Source organism: Paenibacillus sp. LT-B23 (genome assembly GCF_059417685.1).
In genome coordinates this window covers 92,520-110,714 of sequence record NZ_JBSQBM010000016.1, presented here as the reverse complement: position 1 = coordinate 110,714, position 18,195 = coordinate 92,520, and the positions used below count along the sequence as shown (strand labels likewise).

Sequence of the window (18,195 nt, the reverse complement as noted above, 5' to 3'; positions counted from 1 at the left end):
TTACAATTCATGTATGACCATAAAGAATGGTATCTTACATTATGGAACCGCAACACGGAGTTATATGTTTTTGAGGATATGCAGCAATTGTTTGAAGAAAAAATGAGAGAGTGTCTTTATGAAAATGGACCACAATTTTCTGTAAATGAGGTTGTAGATTTTATAATAGATCATATTACGAACGGTATGTATCGTGCTTTTTTGTGAATTTTGCAGGGGGTATCGTAAAAGAGGTAAAGGTAACGCTATTTCCGAATACTAAGGCTTCAACTAAAATATATAACGATGTGCCACAATAAAAGGGCGAGTGACCTCACCATGTTTCTCGCCCAGGTCGGTTGCATTCATGCAGTCGGCTTTTTTTCTTTCACATAGAAATGGCGGTTATATTGATTAATGAGCTTGTCCAGAATCATAGATTGTCTGAGCACGCTGGAGTGACTGAAACCATGTTTTGCTTGCAAAACATAAAGCTTTTGTCGAGCTTTCTCCAACCGTTGTCGCAAAATGTCGTCCCTTATCATTATATAACCCTCCTTGTCGTATCCTTAGTTTAGAGGGTTATGAATAAGTTTACTAAAAGTAAAGGTTTGGGATAATTATCTATTATCAAACAAAAAAAGACCCGCTGAAAGAGCAGGTCTGCAATTAAATATGTTCATGCACATCGAACCGTTGTTTACAATACACCTATCCGGCAGGACGAACATCCCGATCCGTTGCGTTATTTGGGGCAGAGGCGTGAAAAACTCCCCTTCCCTTCACCCATAGCAGCAACGCCGCAACCAGCAACATTCCACCGTTCAACACAAAGATCCAGCGGATCGGTATCCAGCTACCCAGCAAGCCGCCAATGAGCGGCCCTGCCATCATCGCCAGTTGTGTCGCTGACTGATTCAAGCTAAAGGCTCGTCCGCGAAACTCCGGTTTGGTAACCTCCACAGTCATCGCATTAATAGCCGGAACGACAGACGCATAAAACAATCCGTAACCAAACCGAAGCGCACCAAAGCCGATAAAATTCGATACAAAAAATTGCAAAATATTGCCGATTCCCGAACCAATCAGCCCGATCAGCAGCACTTGTGCAAATCCAATCCTGCCACCAATCCGTCCCCAGCGGGGAGCCATCAGCACAGCCGCAATACCTACAGCTGAGAATACAATTCCGGAGCTTAAAGACGCTCGACTACGGTCAATTCCCATTTCCAGAACATACACCGTAATCAGCGGCTCCAGGATCATGACGGAAAAGGTACTCAATCCAGCCAGTATGAGCAAAAAATACAACGGCCGATTAGCAATAGCTTCCTTGATATCATCACGGACATGCGAGCGGGTACTGGTTCCCTTGAAGTTGTCCTCTCTAGCGGCAAAGGTCGCAATTAGCGCAGAGACCAACACAAGCCCCGCAGAAAATAGAAAGGTATTTCGATTGCCGTAATAATGGCTTACCACTCCGCCAATCAACGGACCTATGATGCTGCCCGTCGCCCCGGAGGTTGCCATAATGCCGAGTGCATAACCCGTTTTATCCTCAGGCGAACCCGTTCCGACCAATGCGATGGCGGCAGGAATAAACCCGGAGAGCAGGCCCTGAAACAGCCGTACCCCTACGAACACATACGGATCAGTCACAAAGGCACATATCAAATACAATACCGCCAGACTAAAGCCTGAACGAATCAGCATCGGCTTCCGTCCATACTTATCTGCGAGCGAACCCCAAAACGGGGCAATCAGCGCACTGGCTAAAAAGGTAACCCCAAAGGCGATCCCAGCCCACAGCTCCAGATGATCGGTCACACCCATTTCCGTATTCAGAAAAATAGGTAAAAACGGAATGGATACGGAATAGGCCATGCTGCAAAAAAATACACCGATCCACAAAACGACCAGGTTTCGCTTCCAATATAGATGCATGATGCTACACGTCCCTTCTCCTCATTCCATTATTAACCTCTAAATTTGAAAAGTCCACAGCAAACCTTACTCTTCAGCCGTGGAACAACCATGCAGAAGCTGATATAATCGAATGGAATGGAATGGAGTTGATGACATGGCTAAAAAAAGAAATTCGTCTTCCCCTGCTCCTGCGGCTCAGGACAAACCTGCAACGTTAAAGGATCTGTTGAGTCAGGACGTGCTGAATAAGCTCAAGGCTCAGGCCAATGAAGCCCAGGCAGAGCAGGATAAACGTAAGGAAGACGAACGGCAGCGTGCCCTCGAAGCAAAAAAAGCAGAACAGAAGAAGCTGGACAACAACTTCGAGCATCTGCTGAATAACAGCAATCTGGACTGGCACAAATATAAATAAGCCAAAACCATCCCGGTTTTGGCCTATCTCCACGCTTGATTATATTATAGCCAGTCACGGATGTGTTGTACCGAATATAGCACCCCTACCCAAACCGGCAGACTGAACGCCATACCCCATATGAGACCTTTAGCCAGCTTTTTGTCTACCTCCACCATGATTCTGCCCCTTTCCTTGGGAATAGCAGCAGTATGGGCCAAGAATACGGAATTCAAACCCGTATTTCCTTATCCCCACAAAAAAAGGTATGATAGAAAACGGAAAAGTGCTCTGCGCTGTCCCAAACTATAATTTAGGATTTTACACATCCAACCTTTCAGGAGGAATACAAATGATCCGAAAAACGATACGTCCCTGGTATATGCTGTGCCTGCTGGCTACCATGCTCGTGCTGGTTGCTGGATGCGGCACAAAAGCGACAGATGTTGAAGCCGCAAGCCGGACAAGCAGTACAACCCCTGCCGCGACTAAAGACAAAAGCAAACCTGTTTCCCATCCTGTCGTCACGATTGTCATGAACGACGGTAAAAAGATTAAACTTGAGCTGTACCCGGAAGTAGCACCGAACACGGTTAACAATTTCATTTCCCTGGTGCAAAAGGGCGCTTACAACGGTACGATCTTCCATCGTGTCATCCCCGGCTTCATGATTCAGGGCGGTGACCCACAGGGTAACGGTACAGGCGGCCCCGGCTACAGCATCAAAGGCGAGTTCAAGAGCAACGGTGTCAATAACACGCTCAAGCACACGCGCGGCGTACTATCCATGGCCCGCTCAGCGGATCTGGATTCAGCCGGATCGCAATTTTTCATCATGGTTGCCGATGCGGATTACCTTGATGGTCAATACGCTGCTTTCGGCAAAGTAACGTCTGGATTGGACGTGGTGGATGCCATCGTGAACTCCAAGCGTGACAGCAATGATAAACCGATCAAACCAGCTACGATGAAAAAAGTAACCGTGGACACGCTGGGTAAGAAATATCCGGCTCCAGTCAAAGTAAAGTAAGATCTTATCGGCCCTGTGCATATGCATGGGGTCGTTTTTCATGTTATACAAAGATGTTTATCGTGCTTCACAGTAATGTTTACTTGGTGCTGCCTCTGTGATGTAGTAAGAGTATATACACAAAAGGAAGCGTTTTCAATCATTATTTTTAAAGCTTTTTTACTGTTTCAAGGACCGTCAACGTTCGACAAAAGAGGCACTGAAAGACATACTGTATGAACAGTACAGCCGTCTAATTGGATTTGGTCTCTACCGAACGAATACCCTCCATCTCTTGAAGCAACGACAACAACTCCTCCGTCCCCTCTGACCGGGACAGCTTTAAAACCATATGAATAATCAACTGCTCGCCGTTATTGATGCGCTCGGCGTGAAAGCTGTGAATAGTCAGCTTCTTGTGCTCCAGCAGTTCTTTAATCCGATTCAGTACGCCCGGCTCATTTTCAACCTGGACAATCACTTGCCGCGTAGACGGAGTAGCAAGCTGATAAAAACGGCTATGGAGCAAAGACTGTGCTGCCAAAATAAAAAGGGTTACCCCTGCGCCAAGCCCGTACATACCAGCACCCACAGCAATACCAATCCCGGCGGTAGTCCAAATACCTGCGGCAGTGGTCAGACCTTTGATTCTATTTTTTTGTGTGAAAATCATCCCTGCGCCGATAAATCCGACGCCGCTAATGACCTGTGCCGCTATTCTGGAAGGGTCCAGCGACAGGTTCGACCAAGCTGTTTGATCCTGAAAACCGTATTTGGATACTACCATCATGAGCGACGCACCGATACCGACTATGAAATGCGTGCGAATGCCCGCCTCCTTCATCCGACTTTTGCGTTCATAGCCGATTAACGCGCCGCACAAGCCAGCGAACATAACGCGAATCAAATAATCCCAATCCCACATACTCTTGTTCACTCCACTACATTTTATTTCTTGAACAGATGTTATTACCCAAATTTTAAAGAACTTGCACTTCATGCTCCGGCAGATTGTGATGTGCCTTCCTTCCCTTGAGCAGCCATAGCTCCGGTGTATCCTGTACCCCTTCAAGTCTCAGGCTGAACGCCCTCGGCGGCAAATTACATATACGTAGCAGTAGACGGTTACCGTCTGCCGCTGCATCCACAAGCTCTAATGGCCTCAATGAATCGTTCCCGCCTGTGCGAATCAGATCACCCGTTGCACCAGTCGAACTCTCCCGGCTCCAGACACGCAGCTCATTCACAGACGGCACGGCAATCCGCTTGCTGAAAGAAACGACTACCTCATCTGCGGTCGATCTTTCCGCACGGAGCGGGATGGGCGGCTCATCGTACATATAGCCGCCCAGATGGTATTCATAGGCGGTCCAGGTGTTATAACCGCCCTCCAGGGCGGTAGCCCCAAACCGCCGGGTCCATTCGCGGTCCCGAACCATACTCGCGAGTGAACCGATATCCGCCTGCACCCCGAGGGGCAGATTCGGATAAACGACACGTACCGCCTGCGCTATGCGGGCATAGCCGCCAATATAATGCGGCGGCAGGCGGCGGCGCATCCAGTCCGGCCAATGGGTCTGGAGCACATGCATATCCGGGGCTACGCACCCGATCATCGCTACCGCGTCCAGACCCTGCCATTCCCGTAGCTGGCCGGGGACATCGCCGCGTCCGTTCACGGCCAGCGACCACGTCGCCACGCAGATGTCCGGCCGGACATCACGCACGCCACCTGCGCCATTCACCAGCTCGCCGATCAGCGCGTTCACGGCGTCCACGCGCAGATCGACCCACTGCGCGTACAGCTTCGGGACCTTCCGGTAGTAATTTCGGGCATGCTTGTCGCGGAAATCCGGAATGTCCTCGCCGCTGCGCTCGCGGAAGGCCCGCCGGGCATGCGGACCTATATCCCCGTACACTCCACTGCGCAGCCCGTTCCATTCGGGGAAATAAGGCTCCGCCACCTCGAACCCGTCGAACGGAATATCGGTGACCAGCCGGGCAGCGGCTTTCTTTTTCCACTCTACATATTCCTGCGCAAAATGCGAAAGCCGCTGAAACCCGTCATTCGGTTCGCGCAGCAGTTCCATGCGCCATCCCTTCCACTCTGGCGGCAACTGTGACACGCCAAAGGAACCATTGCCAAGCACCATCGCCCATACCGCGATTTTCCTGCGTTGAAAGGCGGCAACGAGCGCCCCATCTACTTCATTTTCACGCACAACAAAATAATGAACGGTCCGGTAGCCTGCAAGGGCGATTTCATCGGCTATACTGTCCCGCGAACGGTTCGCGTAGTAGGGAAATAACGGATCTATTTGAATACTGGGGCCGCTCAACGCCCACGGCTTTATTTTTCCGGTCAGTGCTATAGATTCTGTTGGTTGTGTCCCGTCATTTCTGTTATAGCTCAATTGAATCCACCTCCGTTACCCGTCTTCTTCGCTATATGCTCCTGCTGGTTCGCCTATGTTACCATACTTCGCAAATTCCGTGAAATGCAGACTTACAGACAGAAATGCAGCACATACTGTTTCACCATCATCAATCAGAGGTATTGGAATAACGAGTCAGGTTAGCTTATGTGCGGATGAGGAGGAAATCACTGGCCCCTCAACGCAGTGTTTTCTCCGTGCTATGATCTTCCCCAAGACGTTCAGCTCTGTGCACAGCTCCTTTGCGAAAGCGGGCATACAGCCTGCCTCCAGGCAGCACCTCGAACAGCAACATCATAAGAGAAAAGAATAACAGTGCAATGACCTCTTCTGCCAGAATATACAGCGGATACGGTCCCAAAACATCCAATATCGACGGTGTTGACGGCTTTCCGGCAAGAAACATATAGTTTGCTCCGAGTACATCATCTACGGGCCAAACGATCAGCGCCAAGCCATTGAGGAAAAGCATCGCTCCCCCAACGCCCTTCCACGTCGGCTTCAGCCCTTCGATCCATGTCATGTACAAGGCAGCCCATATAATAGCACTATGAGCCACAAAAAAATGAATAAAACGATAGTGCGGAAAAGCGTATGCCAAATTAGGCGTGAGTACCGCTTGAAGCGCTCCTCCAATTCCGGCAAAAAGTATGATCGGATACAGCCAGCGACTGCGGAAAATCAACATCACAATCGATAGCAGCAGCGTCACACTGCACAGCTCCAGCGGCAATGACGTCTCAGCATTCCAAATGTGCTGGGTCACATACCAAATATTCAGAGTCACCTCTGACAGAATGAGTATGGTAACCAGGAGCCAGCGAATACCCTCGCTTAACGACTTATGCGACCGAATCAGGCCCCTTGTCAGCCAAAGCAGTAAAGTACATAAAATAAGCCCTAGTACAGCCACCCAATGTGAAGAAGTAAAAGCCTCGAATCCTTCCGGCGCAGTGGCATCGAACCAGGACCATGACCACGGCTTGTCCATCAAAAGCCCCCTTCTATCCTTTTTCTCTTTCTTGCTTGTTCGACACCTTAGCCTTTATGATAAAAGATATCATATTCAAAGGAGACCCTCATGCCCATTAATCGCCGTTTGATGACAGATCAGGATTTCACCGAGGCGTTGGAACGTCATCTTCGTGTCCGCATATTTCAGGATGACCAGTTGATTGGTTCGGGCGGAGTCATTATCCGTTTTGACGATCAAACCATCGTCGTGCAATCCAGTGTCAGTGATCTGGCCTACCATCCCAGAAAACAATGTGAGTTTTTTGAAATTAAAAAATAACCGTTACACACCGGAGAACCATTTTGCTTCGTTTTCCGGTGTATAGCGGCTATATTTGCTTTTTCTGACACGTCACGTTCTACAGCTGCATTCCACGAGTTTTCATCATGAGCTTGTTCGTAAGCACTTTCAAATCCTCGGAAGAAGACGAAATTTCCTGCATAATAGCCGTTTCCTCATGAGCGGCTGTATAAATCTTGTGTGCACCTTCCGAGAATGCCCCTGACATTTGCTGAATACGATTGATCTGCTCAAAGGTTTGATCTACCCGATTCGTCTGCTCCGTCACAGCTTCTTCCATTAAGCGAATACCTTCGACAAATTCACGCACAATCGAGTTCAAACGACTCAACGTCTGATCCACAGAGCTTGTCCGTTCCGCCTCAGCGCTGACCAGTGATGTTTGCTGGTGCATTAATTGTACCGTTTCCACAATTTGCGACTGCACACGGCTAACGATGGCATTGATTTGCTGCACCGATTCTGTGCTTTGTGAAGCCAACGCGCGAATCTGGTGAGCGACTACGGCAAACCCGTTACCTTCTTCTCCGGCACGTGCGGCTTCAATGGAGGCGTTCAGCGCCAGCAAATGAGTTTGTTCTGCGATATCCTTGACAGTGCTTGTAATCGCTTCAATTTGTGAAGCTTCCTTTTCCAGTCGTGCAATGACCTGCTGCGAACGGCCATGAGAAGCAGTCAGCTCCCCCATTCCCTCCATCAGGGATGAAAATACCGTCTGCGTCGAATCGACCGAATGCTCCATGTGGCCTGACAGTTCCAGCATATGGCCCGATTTGCTGCGCATCATTTTAAAATCGCCCAGCATTAGATCCGCTGTTTCAATAGATTGGACAGACGCATCCCTTTGCTGCTCTACGCCTTCCAAAATATCCTCCACCACCGAAGTCATGGACTCAATCTGTGTCGTAGCCTGTACAATAGCCGAACTAAGGTTTTCCGCGTTTTGCGAAGTCGCTCTTGAGCTATACGATATCTCGTTAAACATATCCTTGATGTTTAGCATCATACTCCGGAATGCATCATAAAGCACCTTGATTTCGTCATCTGAACGACGATCAGGAATGACTACGGATAGATTCCCTGCCGAGGCTTCCTCAGCCGCCTTTGCCAATCTGACAATCGGACGTGTGAGAAATTTGGAGATCAACCACCCCAAAATGCCACTCCACAGAACGCCCATTAACAGAATGATTGAGATATACAGCCATTCCTGTGTACCTTGAGCAAGCCAGTCCTTGAGTACAAAAATAAAAAAAGCGCTTGTTCCATAGGTTATTGCAGAAATAGCGACAAATGCAGCAACCATTTTCGTACCTAGTGACATTTTCATGTAATGTAGCCCACCCCAAAAAACTCAAATTTGATTCCATTTTACCATATAATTGCTACAATTCTAGTGGTGTTTTTCACAGACAACCTTATTTATGAGCATAAAGATAGAGAGACTTTAGGCCCTCCACCTTAACAGCCAAAAATAACATGTAACAGGCATCAGCGTATCAAAAAAAGGGACAAACCGCACTGCTGCTTGCTTTACAGGCCATTCTTCACCTATTAAACCATTGATTTTCAGGCACTCAACCATTCCATCATTCGGAATTATTGTCATTTCCCTGTTCACTAGCTGTTTTTTTGACTGCTTCAATTGTGTCTATTTGGTGACTGTTTTTTTTCAGTACGGTAAACTCCCATGAGCCTATGGTCATACTCTCTCCCTGTCTGATATCAAAATGCTCTGAAAGCATCCAGCCGCCAATCGTATATACGTCTCTGGCCTCAATATCCGTCTCCAAACGCCGATTGACTTCATGAATGAGCGCTTGCGATTTGAGTATGTAACGATGATCGTCTGTTTTTGTAATGAGAGGGGTTAGCGCCGCAGGGGTTTCGGTATCGGTATAGGAAGGAATGTCCCCTACAATCTCCTCCATAATATCCTCCAGTGTGACCAATCCGGATGTGCCGCCATATTCGTCCACCAGCACCGCTACGGGAATACGTCGCTTTTGCATCTGAATCAGCAGGTCCCGGGCCTGAATGGTTTCAATCACTTGAAGCACCGGATGAATATAGGAAGCCATCGTGGTATTCCCTGTGCTGTGCCCTCGGGCCAAATCATGCAGCGCTTCCTTCACACGGATCATCCCGATAATACGATCCCGATCCCCGTTTTCGGCTACAGGCAGAAAGTTATAGACCTTGTCCTCGATCAGCTCCATAAACTCTGCCACCGTTGCCAGATGAGAAATAGAGCGGATATGGATACGCGGTACCATAATCTCTTGCGCTGCACGGTCGTCAAAATCAAACACATTGTTCAGGTAGCGATATTCTGTCGGTGTAATTTCACCACTGCGGTATCCTTCGGATAATGCCAAACGCAGCTCTGCCTCACTGAGAGCCGCATCTTCCTCGGAAACCTTTTTCAGCCCGAAAAGTCCCGTAATGACACGCGAGGAACGGCTGAGTACCCAGTTCAGCGGATACGTCATTTTATAGAAGATTGTAATGGGACGGGCAAAAAACAAAGCCATCGGCTCCGCAATCTGTATGGCGAATGTTTTGGGCACCAGCTCCCCGATAACCACCTCGAAATACGTCAAAATCAGAAAAGCCAGCAAAAAGGATAATACTCCCGTGAGTCCGGCCGGAATATGCGCCAGCACAAATAGCGGATGCAGCAGCTTTTCAACCGTAGACTCCCCGAGCCAGCCTAACGCCATCGAGGTTAACGTGGTCCCTAGCTGACAAGCAGATAAATACTCATCCAGTCGGGACAAAATATTTTTGACAGCTTTGGCATTTTTATTCCCTTCGGATGCAAGCTGATTGATACGGGATACCCGCACGCGAATAATGGAATACTCGGATGCAACGAAGAACGCAGTTAACGCAATCAGTAAAATGACCAGTATGATATTCACAGTTTCCACAGCCCTCTCTTGCCCCGCCATACGAAGCAAGAAGCACCCCTTATGACGTTCATTTTTGGATGGACAGATCCTATAAGTCATTATGTCCATAATCGTGTATTACCCAAAAATGACAAGGAGTAGACTATGGTTGACCAAGTTAGCGAATCGCCAGCGGACTCTTTTGCACGATATCTATCCATTGATCAGCTATCAGTTGGTGTCCAACCGCTGTCGGATGAACTCCGTCATGCAGCCAATAGGAGGCGTCCGCCTTGGTAGCTGCCTCGTTCAGCACGCTTTGGAGCGGCACAAATACGGCCCCAAATTCGTCCGCAAGCTGACGCACCAGACGCTGATAGCCCGTTATTTTTTCCTGCCAAATGTCCCATCGTGCCTCGGTAGCTCCCGTTTTCAAAATAAACGGCTCACACAGCACCAGCCCGGTATCAGGCTGCACTTCACGCGTTTCCTCCAAAATGTGGCGATAGGCTCGTTCAAATCGGTCCGTCACCCCGGACGGCTCCTGCTCCACGATCCGCCAGGCATCGTTCACTCCGATCAGAATACTGAGCAGGTCCGGCTTGAGGCTAAACGTGTCCTCATTCCAACGCGCATACAAATCCGAAACCCGATCCCCCGAAATCCCCCGGTTCACAAATTCTGGCTGCGTAGCAGTCAATCGACTCCCCAGTTCACCTGCGATCAGATACACATAGCTCTGGCCTAGCCAATGGTTCGCGTCCTCATTCCGCCCTCTTCCTCCATCTGTTATGGAATCTCCCTGAAAAAGAATACGTGTGCGTCCTGTATTAGTGCTGCTTGTCATATTCCACAATCCCTCCTTAACCTTTTCCAATAATATCCTTATCATACCTCGTATTTCTTAAATTAGAAAGCGATTTCAAAACTTGAGAGAATTGTAGATTTGCCATACACTCTTAAGCTGGCTTGTCGTAATGATACCGGCTAGATTGTATAAGCGTACCTACATGTTTTGGAGCCGATGATTAATGAGATGCAGTAGCCACTCTTGCTCACCAGAAATCCCCTCTCGTAACCTGGCAGCCGCTACAGGTAATATCCAGCTATTCATGCTATCAGCTTTTATATTGGAGCTTCTGCAATATTCATTCAGGTAAGCTCTGTTTAGTATTCTTTTAAATAGACACAATAAAGGCTCCATCGTTCTTGGTGTCCCTGGTGGATTAAACGGAGAAAGCAACATTAATGAAGTTCTTGCTACATCGCACATCGGGTCTCCTATACTAGCGTTTGTCCAATCAATTGCGATTGATTGATGATTCGTCATTAAGATATTGTCGGGGTGAAAATCACCATGACAAACCCAATTACCAGTTGGTAAAGTGTCCATAAATTCACAAATCAGCTTTGTTTTCTCTCCCAATAATTCTTTGGAGTCATTCATTGCTTGCTCCAATCTGTCTTTTTGGCGAGGAAGCTTGGTCGTTGGACAGCGATGAATGCTCCAATGAAGCCGAGCCATTTCTCTTGCATATCTCAAAATTCTATACGGAGAGCTTTGAATCATAGCAAGCATAGATACTCCCGGAATCCGTTCGTAAAGCAGTCCTTGCCGCCCTTCTTTCTCCAACATCTCGTAAACGCCTGGGGCAGGTACTCCGGCTTCCTTGACAGCCCTGCCGATCTCGGCTTCAAATCGAATCCATTCAGGCTGATAGCCATCGTAATAGAGCTTTAAAACCTGCTGATCGCCCCATTCATAAACCTCAGCACTCATGCCTTTTCCTATCATGGCGCCTTTGTTCAATGTGATCCCTCCATCCGCATTGGTTGCGCCTGTCACAATCCCATCCTATACCGCGCGGTACTTGCATACCTCCCGAAAATTACAGCCGCCGCACGCTCTGCGTGAAGGCATGGGCGTGAAGAAGGACTCGGGTTTCGGCCGATTATAATAATCATCGTCGAGACAGGACTTCATTTCCTCGATATATCGCCCGACATTGGCAACGACCTTGTCGATATCCTCCTGCGTGGGACGGTACACCTCATGTTCTCCCGTCATTAGATACTCCACACGCACCTCGATCTTATCCAACGGAAGCTGATAGTGCTCCTGCACATAGGAAGCGTACAAAAATAGTTGGTCGGAGAAGTCGCCTTCCTTACCTGTTTTCCAATCTACGATAACCATGTCTCCATTACCTCTGCGGTAGAGCAAATCCATTTTGACATAGACCTTCGTCTCATGAAGCAGCATCGTATCCCACTTCTCGATCTCGACAATTCGGGCCTCAGCCTGCTGTAGCTCACGCCAAACCGCAGTACGGTACAGATTATGTACCACTGTATGTTGTCGCTCTTTAATACGGGCAATTCGTTCCGGCAGCACTTCGTCATCATAATAAATTTCAGCGAGCATGATGCGATTTTTGGGGTCTTGCTGCCATAGCTCACGTTGTTGCAGCGATTCCTTGTAGCTGTCATTCAGCATGTTCTTCATCGCTGTCTCCAGGTACGCCGGACGTGGAACAGCGCCTTTTTCCATCCAACCACGTATGACCGATTCACACATTTGATGCGTAATATTCCCAAACAAAATATATAAGTTGCTCAACTGCTTGAGCCGATACAACGCAACCTGCTCTTCACTGCCCTGTGTAGGGTTCCAGCCGTTATGCGAGCCGTAATAATGATAATAGTATTTGCGTAGGCATTCATCGAACGTTTGGGCCCTAGATTGTGAATAGGACCAGGACGGGTACATAGCCATGAATAGGACCTCCTTCGTTAAAACTTCCATGCTCTATTATACCGCAAGCCTGGACTGCATCGTCCAAAAAGAACGAAGACTTTAACCCAGAGGTTAAAGCCTTCAACGGTCTAGTATAGTCAATTCGCAATAACTCCTGAGATCCGTCCAACTCTGGCTTCATTTTCAATCCTTCGTTGCCGCATGAATCAAATCACTTACATTAACGGCACCCTGCTCACGGACGTTGACAACGAGTACCGGAGTTCCCAGCATTCCGCTGATCCACGTCTTATAATCGTCAACACAATCATTGGGAAGAATCGTCAAGATGACTCCAGCAAAGCCACCACCATGTACCCTGCATGCGCTGTCATCTATTGATTGCAAAAACATTTCCGTTAATGCAAGCGCGACAGATACTTCCTGTTCCCGGTTAACCCCACTTCTATATACGTTTTGAAGCCATTTCCATGAAGAATTACCGGATTCGGTGACGAGCCTCAAGAAATCAGAAAAACGTCCCTCCTCCAGCGATTTCACCTGTTCATCGACACGTCTATTTTCTTCAAAAAAATGCAACGCACGCAGCACTGCACGATCTCCTGCTTTTTCCCTGACCATTTTGAGGTTGGCATACAGATCCTCCGGCGATAAGTCACGGCAAACAGAAGCACCTAAGGACTGAGCCACTGCACGCATTTCGTTGGGCACCGCCGCGTAATCGTCCGTTAAACCAGCATGATCTCCGCCTGTATTGACGATAACCAGGGAATATCCGTTTTCTTGAAAATCCCAGTGAACTGGATTTATGATCGGTTCCTTGGGGTTTACAAAATCAATGGCAACCAATCCTCCATATGCGCAAGCCATTTGGTCAAGCAGTCCCGACGGCTTGTTCCAGTAGCCATTTTCGGCGTACTGACCGATTTTGGATTTGGCGACAGCATCCAACGCTCCCTCATTATAAAAATGACTGATTATAGTGCAGATCAACATTTCAAATGAAGCAGAAGAGCTTAATCCTGAAGCAGAGAACACATTGCTTGATATATAAGCCCGGAATCCTCCGATGCGATAGCCGAATTCGAGCAAGCCAGCCGCAATACCGCGGACCAGAAGCATCGTACCGTCATCCTCCGACCGTGGTGACAAGTCATTTAAATCAATGACGTATTTCGTTTTGTAGCCTTCTGAAAAGAACGTAATTACAGGCTCCTCCACTTTAGCAGCTACAGCGATGGTATCAAGTGTAATACTGCCTGCCAACACCTTCCCGTGATTGTGGTCTGTATGATTCCCTCCAATTTCGCATCTTCCCGGAGCACTAAACCATTCAATATCCCCAACGCCGAAGTGCTCCCGGTACGCCTGTAGAAGTGATTGATATCGCGTCGTTTGCTCTGCAACCTGCTGTTGACCGTACATTCGAGCAAGTACAATTTGGCCCTCACTAGAATTCAACAGTTCCATATCTTTCATCGTTATATCCCCCTATTGTAGGTGATTTCCACTGTGGCACCTGACCGCAAATATATAATGGCGAAACAACACTATGATTATCTCAATTTTTTCTGTACAAAAGTAGGGTATTTTTTAAACCTGTAAGCGCTTATTTAAACCGCTTCTGTGAGAATGTATTCTTACTTTACCCCGGATTGGACTCGTAAGGATATGTAAAAAGGAACCGACCCTTGAACGGGCCGGTTCCTGCGTCTATACCTGCATATTCCATGCACCAGCGGTGCAGTTGGACACAGATATGTGGAATGTCTTTTTAGTCACGTTTCAATACATACTCACCATTACTGTTACGGGTTACTGTAGCACCCAGTGCTTCGGCAACCGATTTGAAAGGAACATACAACGTACCATATTCATCCGTATATGGAGCTTGTGGCAGCGTTAATGTGCTTCCTTCCAGTACAGCCTGTTTGGAACCGCTTTTCAGCTTGATGGTCTTACCTGTAATATCATCCACAACTGTAATTTGCTTGGCTGCTGCATCCCATTTTAATTCGGAACCCAATTCGTACGTCAGCTCACGCAGTGGAATGAAGGCCGTACCTTTACGATTCACCAGCACATAATAATCATCGTTAGGATCAAAGGTTGTTTCTACTTTTGTAATTTCCAAATCATTTTTTAAAATATTGTAGATCGGAGAGTTTGCTTCAAAATTGCGAAGTGTCGCTCCCGGCGTAAGTTCCGCTTGTTTATTCAGGTCGATAACACCATTGGAGATATCTACCTTGTCGGCTGTTACACTGCCGTTTACGTTCCAAGATTGAACTTCCGTAACAATCGAGAAGGACTTCACTGGAAGACTATCTACTTCTGGCAAAGCAACCGTCAGGTCTGACAGTGATTTGCGAACATTTCCTTTTTCATCAAAATATATATCGGTTTTCAGAACCGTATTGGAACTCAGAACCGTTTTAATTTCAGGAGACTGTGCATATAAAGTGCTTACGCCTACATCATATTGAGCAACGGCCAGATCCAAATACTTTTTAACCTCGGTATAAGCCTCATTGACCAGTTTTTCCTTGTTCGTGTTCAGTTCGCTTGTGACTTGATCAGCACCATCAACATTCATGCTGGAAGCGATATTTTTAGTGAAATCAATCGCTTGCCCGATCAGTTCCTTCAAGCCAGCCTCGTCCTTGGCCAGATTGGTCAGGAACGGTTTCACCAATGTAACCAGCTCATCGCCACGAAGTTCAGCATGCAAACGAGTCAGCTTCACTTTGTCCTTCTCACCATAAACTTCCTCGGTTACAGACGTTGCAGAGATGGTCGAAGGGTTAGGAGCATGCTTGAGTACAAGCGCTGCGGCTGTTTTCGTCAGATCTCTTACATCCTTGGAGTATACATAAGGATCAAATCCGGCAGGCAGACCACTCAAACTCTCCTGCGAGTTCAAAGATATGTAATAAGGTTTTTTGGCACCTTCCAGTTGAATAGCCACACCTTGGCGGTCCAAAGCAATTTCAAACGGCAAACTATACTTATCGATGTGCAATGTACCCTTGGCGGAAGCGAGTTCCTCCGATTGTACCTTGGCCTCATCCACTGTTACGGAAATAGAATTGATTAAATCAACAATTTCCTGATCTCCTTGCGTAATGCCTTCTTTTGGAGTCAATTTAAGAGATATCTTCTCCGTTGACTGCTGGGATTTCACATCAAGTGTGCCCAAAAGATTTTTACTTACATCAAATCCGCCTACTGCCTGGCAACCCGTCAAAGCTACCATTAGCAGAATAAGAGGGACGGCAATCCATTTTTTTATATTCATATTAATCCCCTTTCAAAGATATTACCGTTATCTCTTCTATTATCTCAGTGTTAACACGCATTGTAAATGAGTAGATTGGAAAATAGAAGTAGTCATTTAGGATCATTTTTCGGCCTGTAGCATCCGGTGAGCCAGCAATGCCATCTCCAGACAACGACGTTTATCCGGGTCTGCCAGATTTCCTCCTATGATCTCGTTAATTTTGTCCAGCCGATTGTAGAGAGTTTGCCTGTGAATGTACAGGATTCCAGCAGTGTCGCGTTTGGAGCCATGGCATTGAAAATAAGCATCCAGCGTATCCAGAAGCTGCATATGGTGCTCACGGTCATGCGCAAGCAGCCCGCCCAAATGGTCCTGTACAAACTCTTGTAAAAACGGAGTGAGGGGTACGGCTTTCAACAATTGATAGATTCCGATACTGTCGTAAAAAAGTCGATCTCTCATGGCCGAAACGCTTCGCGCCACTTCAATAACCTGATAAGCCTCTTCAAAACTACGGCCTGCTCCGGTCATCCGGTACCTCACTTTGCCGAAACCTGCATGAATGCGCACCTTGTCGAGCTGCCCTGCGGCATAGTTCTGAATATATTGTACGGTATGGGCAAGCACTTTCTTCATTTGCGCCGCGGAACGAAGAGTCAATTCCTCCTTGGCACAAAGAATGTAGCACTGGTTCCCCTTCATCATGAGCAGGTTGTGCAGCGTCTCCTTTTTCAGCAAAGAACGGAGTAGTACCAATATATCCTGGTTAATGGACTCCTTGCGCACCTGGCTGGCTTCCTTATCCTGATGCTCTACCTCAATAACCCCGGCCCAAAATAAATACTGTCCCTTGGACAGCAGACGTAGCCCCATCCGGGTCTGAGCCTGTTCTTCGCTGGGAAGCTGTCCGTTCAGCATATCCTGAATCAGTTCATTCTGGTTGCGTAACAACCGGTCTTCGAGGAACTGAGTTCTCAGCACCAGCGTAGCGGCTGCCTTGGCTGTGTAGTCAAGCAGCAGTGACAGTTCTTCCGTCGGCGTTTCGCCATGCAGCACCAGACCTACTGCGGAAAACACCTGCCCGAAGCAGACAACCGGCTGAAACAAGACGGCGGTGGATTCATTAAGATGGAACAGCAAGTGACCCTCCCGGTCAGACGTCATGCTAGATTCCACCTCATTGGCATAGAAATTCGCAATGCGGTCAGCCACATCAGGCTGGATGGAAGGCACGAACCGATTGGTATCAATGGAAGACATGTAGATGACCTGTCGGGCGGCATAATCATGAAGTGCCCGTAAAAGGGCACTCATATCCGTGCTGCGCAGCGTCTCCTGCTGAAGCTGGCGCGAGAAACGCTCCAGATCTTTCAGTAGTTCGTGGTGGCGGTTAATAAGCAGGGAATGAATATCTTGCGTGATTTCAACAAAGCGTACCGGCTGTTCAAATACGATGACCGGAAAATGATGACGTTCCGCCAGCTCCAGAATTTCAGGCGGAATCTCATGGATGCTCGTACCCAGCTCCACACATAGTCCTGCGGCTTCGGAACGGATCAACTGCTCCATATACTCAGCGCGTTCCTCCCCCTCTCGGGTTAGCCACAGGCCGGTCGTCAAAATCAGGTCATGACGACTCACAAAGGGGGTTACGTTTGTGATTTCCAGCACATGGACCCAGCCGACCCGGTGACTCGTGCCCTGCTCCCCGGCCGCCAGCTTGGCCCGCCGGAATACCGGACGTTCCAGCACATCCGCAATGGTAAAGTTTTTTTTACCGTTCATCGGAATTCTCCTTATGTATATGTCTTAATGTCATTTTATATGACACCTATTCATCAAAAAGTCGAGCCTTGAAGGCAGATAATCCGACAAAATGTATGATGTCAAGGAGCTTTTCCACTTGTAAACTGTACCTAATCTAACATGAATTGCATTTATCGGCTTGAGTCCATATAACTAATTGGCAGGCTGTATAACAAGGATCATGCAATTTTTGCGAAAGTTTGATGCAGCAAATAGCAACACAGCAACACAGCAGCATAGCTGCCCTAAAGAATAATTATTTGCTGGTGGATTCATGATCAACGAATACTAACACAGCAGCGTAGCTGCCCTGAAGAACAATTATTTGCCGTTGGATTCATGATCAACGAATACTAACACAGCAGCGTAGCTGCCCTGAAGAACAATTATTTGCCGTTGGAT

The 18,195-nt window shown here is 47.7% G+C and carries 18 protein-coding genes; 4 read left to right on the top strand and 14 right to left on the bottom strand.

Annotation, left to right across the window (positions count from 1 at the left end):
- Nucleotides 1–9 precede the first annotated feature (9 nt).
- Complete coding sequence (locus ACWXW9_RS19830) at nt 10–207, top strand: hypothetical protein (RefSeq protein ID WP_494930812.1); 198 nt, start codon at nt 10–12, stop codon at nt 205–207.
- A 137-nt stretch (nt 208–344) separates the two neighbouring features.
- Here ACWXW9_RS19830 and ACWXW9_RS19825 read toward each other — a convergent pair whose 3' ends face one another.
- Together ACWXW9_RS19825 and ACWXW9_RS19820 are read right to left on the bottom strand one after the other, a co-directional pair.
- The gene (locus ACWXW9_RS19825) at nt 345–524 is read right to left on the bottom strand and encodes an aspartyl-phosphate phosphatase Spo0E family protein (RefSeq protein ID WP_192510202.1); all 180 of its coding nucleotides are present in this window, start codon (nt 522–524) and stop codon (nt 345–347) included.
- 166 nt (nt 525–690) lie between these two features.
- The gene (locus ACWXW9_RS19820) at nt 691–1,923 is read right to left on the bottom strand and encodes an MFS transporter (RefSeq protein WP_494930811.1); all 1,233 of its coding nucleotides are present in this window, start codon (nt 1,921–1,923) and stop codon (nt 691–693) included.
- A 136-nt stretch (nt 1,924–2,059) separates the two neighbouring features.
- Here ACWXW9_RS19820 and ACWXW9_RS19815 point away from each other — a divergent pair, with 136 nt between their 5' ends.
- The gene (locus ACWXW9_RS19815) at nt 2,060–2,317 is read left to right on the top strand and encodes a YqkE family protein (RefSeq protein WP_025685196.1); all 258 of its coding nucleotides are present in this window, start codon (nt 2,060–2,062) and stop codon (nt 2,315–2,317) included.
- A 44-nt stretch (nt 2,318–2,361) separates the two neighbouring features.
- On the opposite strand, the gene ACWXW9_RS19810 is transcribed toward ACWXW9_RS19815, so the two are convergent.
- Nucleotides 2,362–2,532, bottom strand: a complete 171-nt coding sequence (locus ACWXW9_RS19810) for a hypothetical protein (RefSeq protein WP_170970780.1) — start codon at nt 2,530–2,532, stop codon at nt 2,362–2,364.
- 116 nt (nt 2,533–2,648) lie between these two features.
- On the opposite strand from ACWXW9_RS19810, the gene ACWXW9_RS19805 reads away from it, so the two are divergent.
- Nucleotides 2,649–3,326 (top strand): peptidylprolyl isomerase, encoded by a 678-nt coding sequence (locus ACWXW9_RS19805; RefSeq protein ID WP_149096097.1) that lies wholly within the window; start codon nt 2,649–2,651, stop codon nt 3,324–3,326.
- A 232-nt stretch (nt 3,327–3,558) separates the two neighbouring features.
- Here the strand turns inward: ACWXW9_RS19805 and ACWXW9_RS19800 are convergent, their stop codons facing one another.
- The 3 genes from ACWXW9_RS19800 to ACWXW9_RS19790 all read right to left on the bottom strand — a co-directional run bounded on the left by ACWXW9_RS19800 (nt 3,559) and on the right by ACWXW9_RS19790 (nt 6,731).
- On the bottom strand, nt 3,559–4,230 hold the full coding sequence (locus tag ACWXW9_RS19800) for an MgtC/SapB family protein (protein WP_494930810.1): 672 nt from the start codon (nt 4,228–4,230) through the stop codon (nt 3,559–3,561).
- Nucleotides 4,231–4,285: 55 nt separating this feature from the next.
- A complete protein-coding gene (locus tag ACWXW9_RS19795) occupies nt 4,286–5,719 on the bottom strand; it encodes an N-acyl-D-glucosamine 2-epimerase (RefSeq protein ID WP_494930809.1) in 1,434 nt (477 codons plus the stop codon).
- Nucleotides 5,720–5,918: 199 nt separating this feature from the next.
- A complete protein-coding gene (locus ACWXW9_RS19790; protein WP_494930808.1) occupies nt 5,919–6,731 on the bottom strand; it encodes a YwaF family protein in 813 nt (270 codons plus the stop codon).
- A 90-nt stretch (nt 6,732–6,821) separates the two neighbouring features.
- On the opposite strand from ACWXW9_RS19790, the gene ACWXW9_RS19785 reads away from it, so the two are divergent.
- Nucleotides 6,822–7,034, top strand: a complete 213-nt coding sequence (locus ACWXW9_RS19785) for a hypothetical protein (RefSeq protein WP_342416834.1) — start codon at nt 6,822–6,824, stop codon at nt 7,032–7,034.
- Nucleotides 7,035–7,113: 79 nt separating this feature from the next.
- Here ACWXW9_RS19785 and ACWXW9_RS19780 read toward each other — a convergent pair whose 3' ends face one another.
- The 8 genes from ACWXW9_RS19780 to ACWXW9_RS19745 form a co-directional block, all read right to left on the bottom strand.
- Nucleotides 7,114–8,385, bottom strand: a complete 1,272-nt coding sequence (locus tag ACWXW9_RS19780; protein ID WP_494930807.1) for a methyl-accepting chemotaxis protein — start codon at nt 8,383–8,385, stop codon at nt 7,114–7,116.
- A gap of 259 nt (nt 8,386–8,644) precedes the next feature.
- Nucleotides 8,645–9,988 (bottom strand): hemolysin family protein, encoded by a 1,344-nt coding sequence (locus tag ACWXW9_RS19775; RefSeq protein WP_494930845.1) that lies wholly within the window; start codon nt 9,986–9,988, stop codon nt 8,645–8,647.
- A 139-nt stretch (nt 9,989–10,127) separates the two neighbouring features.
- Nucleotides 10,128–10,841, bottom strand: a complete 714-nt coding sequence (locus ACWXW9_RS19770; protein WP_494930806.1) for an SGNH/GDSL hydrolase family protein — start codon at nt 10,839–10,841, stop codon at nt 10,128–10,130.
- 114 nt (nt 10,842–10,955) lie between these two features.
- The gene (locus ACWXW9_RS19765; protein WP_494930805.1) at nt 10,956–11,759 is read right to left on the bottom strand and encodes an aminoglycoside phosphotransferase family protein; all 804 of its coding nucleotides are present in this window, start codon (nt 11,757–11,759) and stop codon (nt 10,956–10,958) included.
- 45 nt (nt 11,760–11,804) lie between these two features.
- Nucleotides 11,805–12,725, bottom strand: coding sequence for a PD-(D/E)XK nuclease family protein (locus ACWXW9_RS19760; RefSeq protein ID WP_494930804.1), 921 nt, complete (start codon nt 12,723–12,725; stop codon nt 11,805–11,807).
- A gap of 165 nt (nt 12,726–12,890) precedes the next feature.
- Nucleotides 12,891–14,186: a galactokinase gene (locus ACWXW9_RS19755; RefSeq protein ID WP_494930803.1), complete on the bottom strand. Its 1,296-nt coding sequence runs from the start codon at nt 14,184–14,186 to the stop codon at nt 12,891–12,893.
- Between the two features lie 295 nt (nt 14,187–14,481).
- Nucleotides 14,482–16,005, bottom strand: coding sequence for a copper amine oxidase N-terminal domain-containing protein (locus ACWXW9_RS19750; protein ID WP_494930802.1), 1,524 nt, complete (start codon nt 16,003–16,005; stop codon nt 14,482–14,484).
- Nucleotides 16,006–16,107: 102 nt separating this feature from the next.
- Nucleotides 16,108–17,772, bottom strand: a complete 1,665-nt coding sequence (locus ACWXW9_RS19745) for a PucR family transcriptional regulator (protein WP_494930801.1) — start codon at nt 17,770–17,772, stop codon at nt 16,108–16,110.
- Nucleotides 17,773–18,195 lie beyond the last annotated feature (423 nt).

What these genes read in the sequence shown, in the direction of transcription:
- ACWXW9_RS19780 (WP_494930807.1), bottom strand. Translation starts at nt 8,385, where the DNA reads ATGAAAATGTCACTAGGTACGAAAATGGTTGCTGCATTTGTCGCTATT.
- ACWXW9_RS19820 (WP_494930811.1), bottom strand. Translation starts at nt 1,923, where the DNA reads ATGCATCTATATTGGAAGCGAAACCTGGTCGTTTTGTGGATCGGTGTA.
- ACWXW9_RS19790 (WP_494930808.1), bottom strand. Translation starts at nt 6,731, where the DNA reads ATGGACAAGCCGTGGTCATGGTCCTGGTTCGATGCCACTGCGCCGGAA.
- ACWXW9_RS19760 (WP_494930804.1), bottom strand. Translation starts at nt 12,725, where the DNA reads ATGGCTATGTACCCGTCCTGGTCCTATTCACAATCTAGGGCCCAAACG.
- ACWXW9_RS19745 (WP_494930801.1), bottom strand. Translation starts at nt 17,772, where the DNA reads ATGAACGGTAAAAAAAACTTTACCATTGCGGATGTGCTGGAACGTCCG.
- ACWXW9_RS19825 (WP_192510202.1), bottom strand. Translation starts at nt 524, where the DNA reads ATGATAAGGGACGACATTTTGCGACAACGGTTGGAGAAAGCTCGACAA.
- ACWXW9_RS19830 (WP_494930812.1), top strand. Translation starts at nt 10, where the DNA reads ATGTATGACCATAAAGAATGGTATCTTACATTATGGAACCGCAACACG.
- ACWXW9_RS19800 (WP_494930810.1), bottom strand. Translation starts at nt 4,230, where the DNA reads ATGTGGGATTGGGATTATTTGATTCGCGTTATGTTCGCTGGCTTGTGC.
- ACWXW9_RS19755 (WP_494930803.1), bottom strand. Translation starts at nt 14,186, where the DNA reads ATGAAAGATATGGAACTGTTGAATTCTAGTGAGGGCCAAATTGTACTT.
- ACWXW9_RS19750 (WP_494930802.1), bottom strand. Translation starts at nt 16,005, where the DNA reads ATGAATATAAAAAAATGGATTGCCGTCCCTCTTATTCTGCTAATGGTA.
- ACWXW9_RS19785 (WP_342416834.1), top strand. Translation starts at nt 6,822, where the DNA reads ATGCCCATTAATCGCCGTTTGATGACAGATCAGGATTTCACCGAGGCG.
- ACWXW9_RS19770 (WP_494930806.1), bottom strand. Translation starts at nt 10,841, where the DNA reads ATGATAAGGATATTATTGGAAAAGGTTAAGGAGGGATTGTGGAATATG.
- ACWXW9_RS19815 (WP_025685196.1), top strand. Translation starts at nt 2,060, where the DNA reads ATGGCTAAAAAAAGAAATTCGTCTTCCCCTGCTCCTGCGGCTCAGGAC.
- ACWXW9_RS19805 (WP_149096097.1), top strand. Translation starts at nt 2,649, where the DNA reads ATGATCCGAAAAACGATACGTCCCTGGTATATGCTGTGCCTGCTGGCT.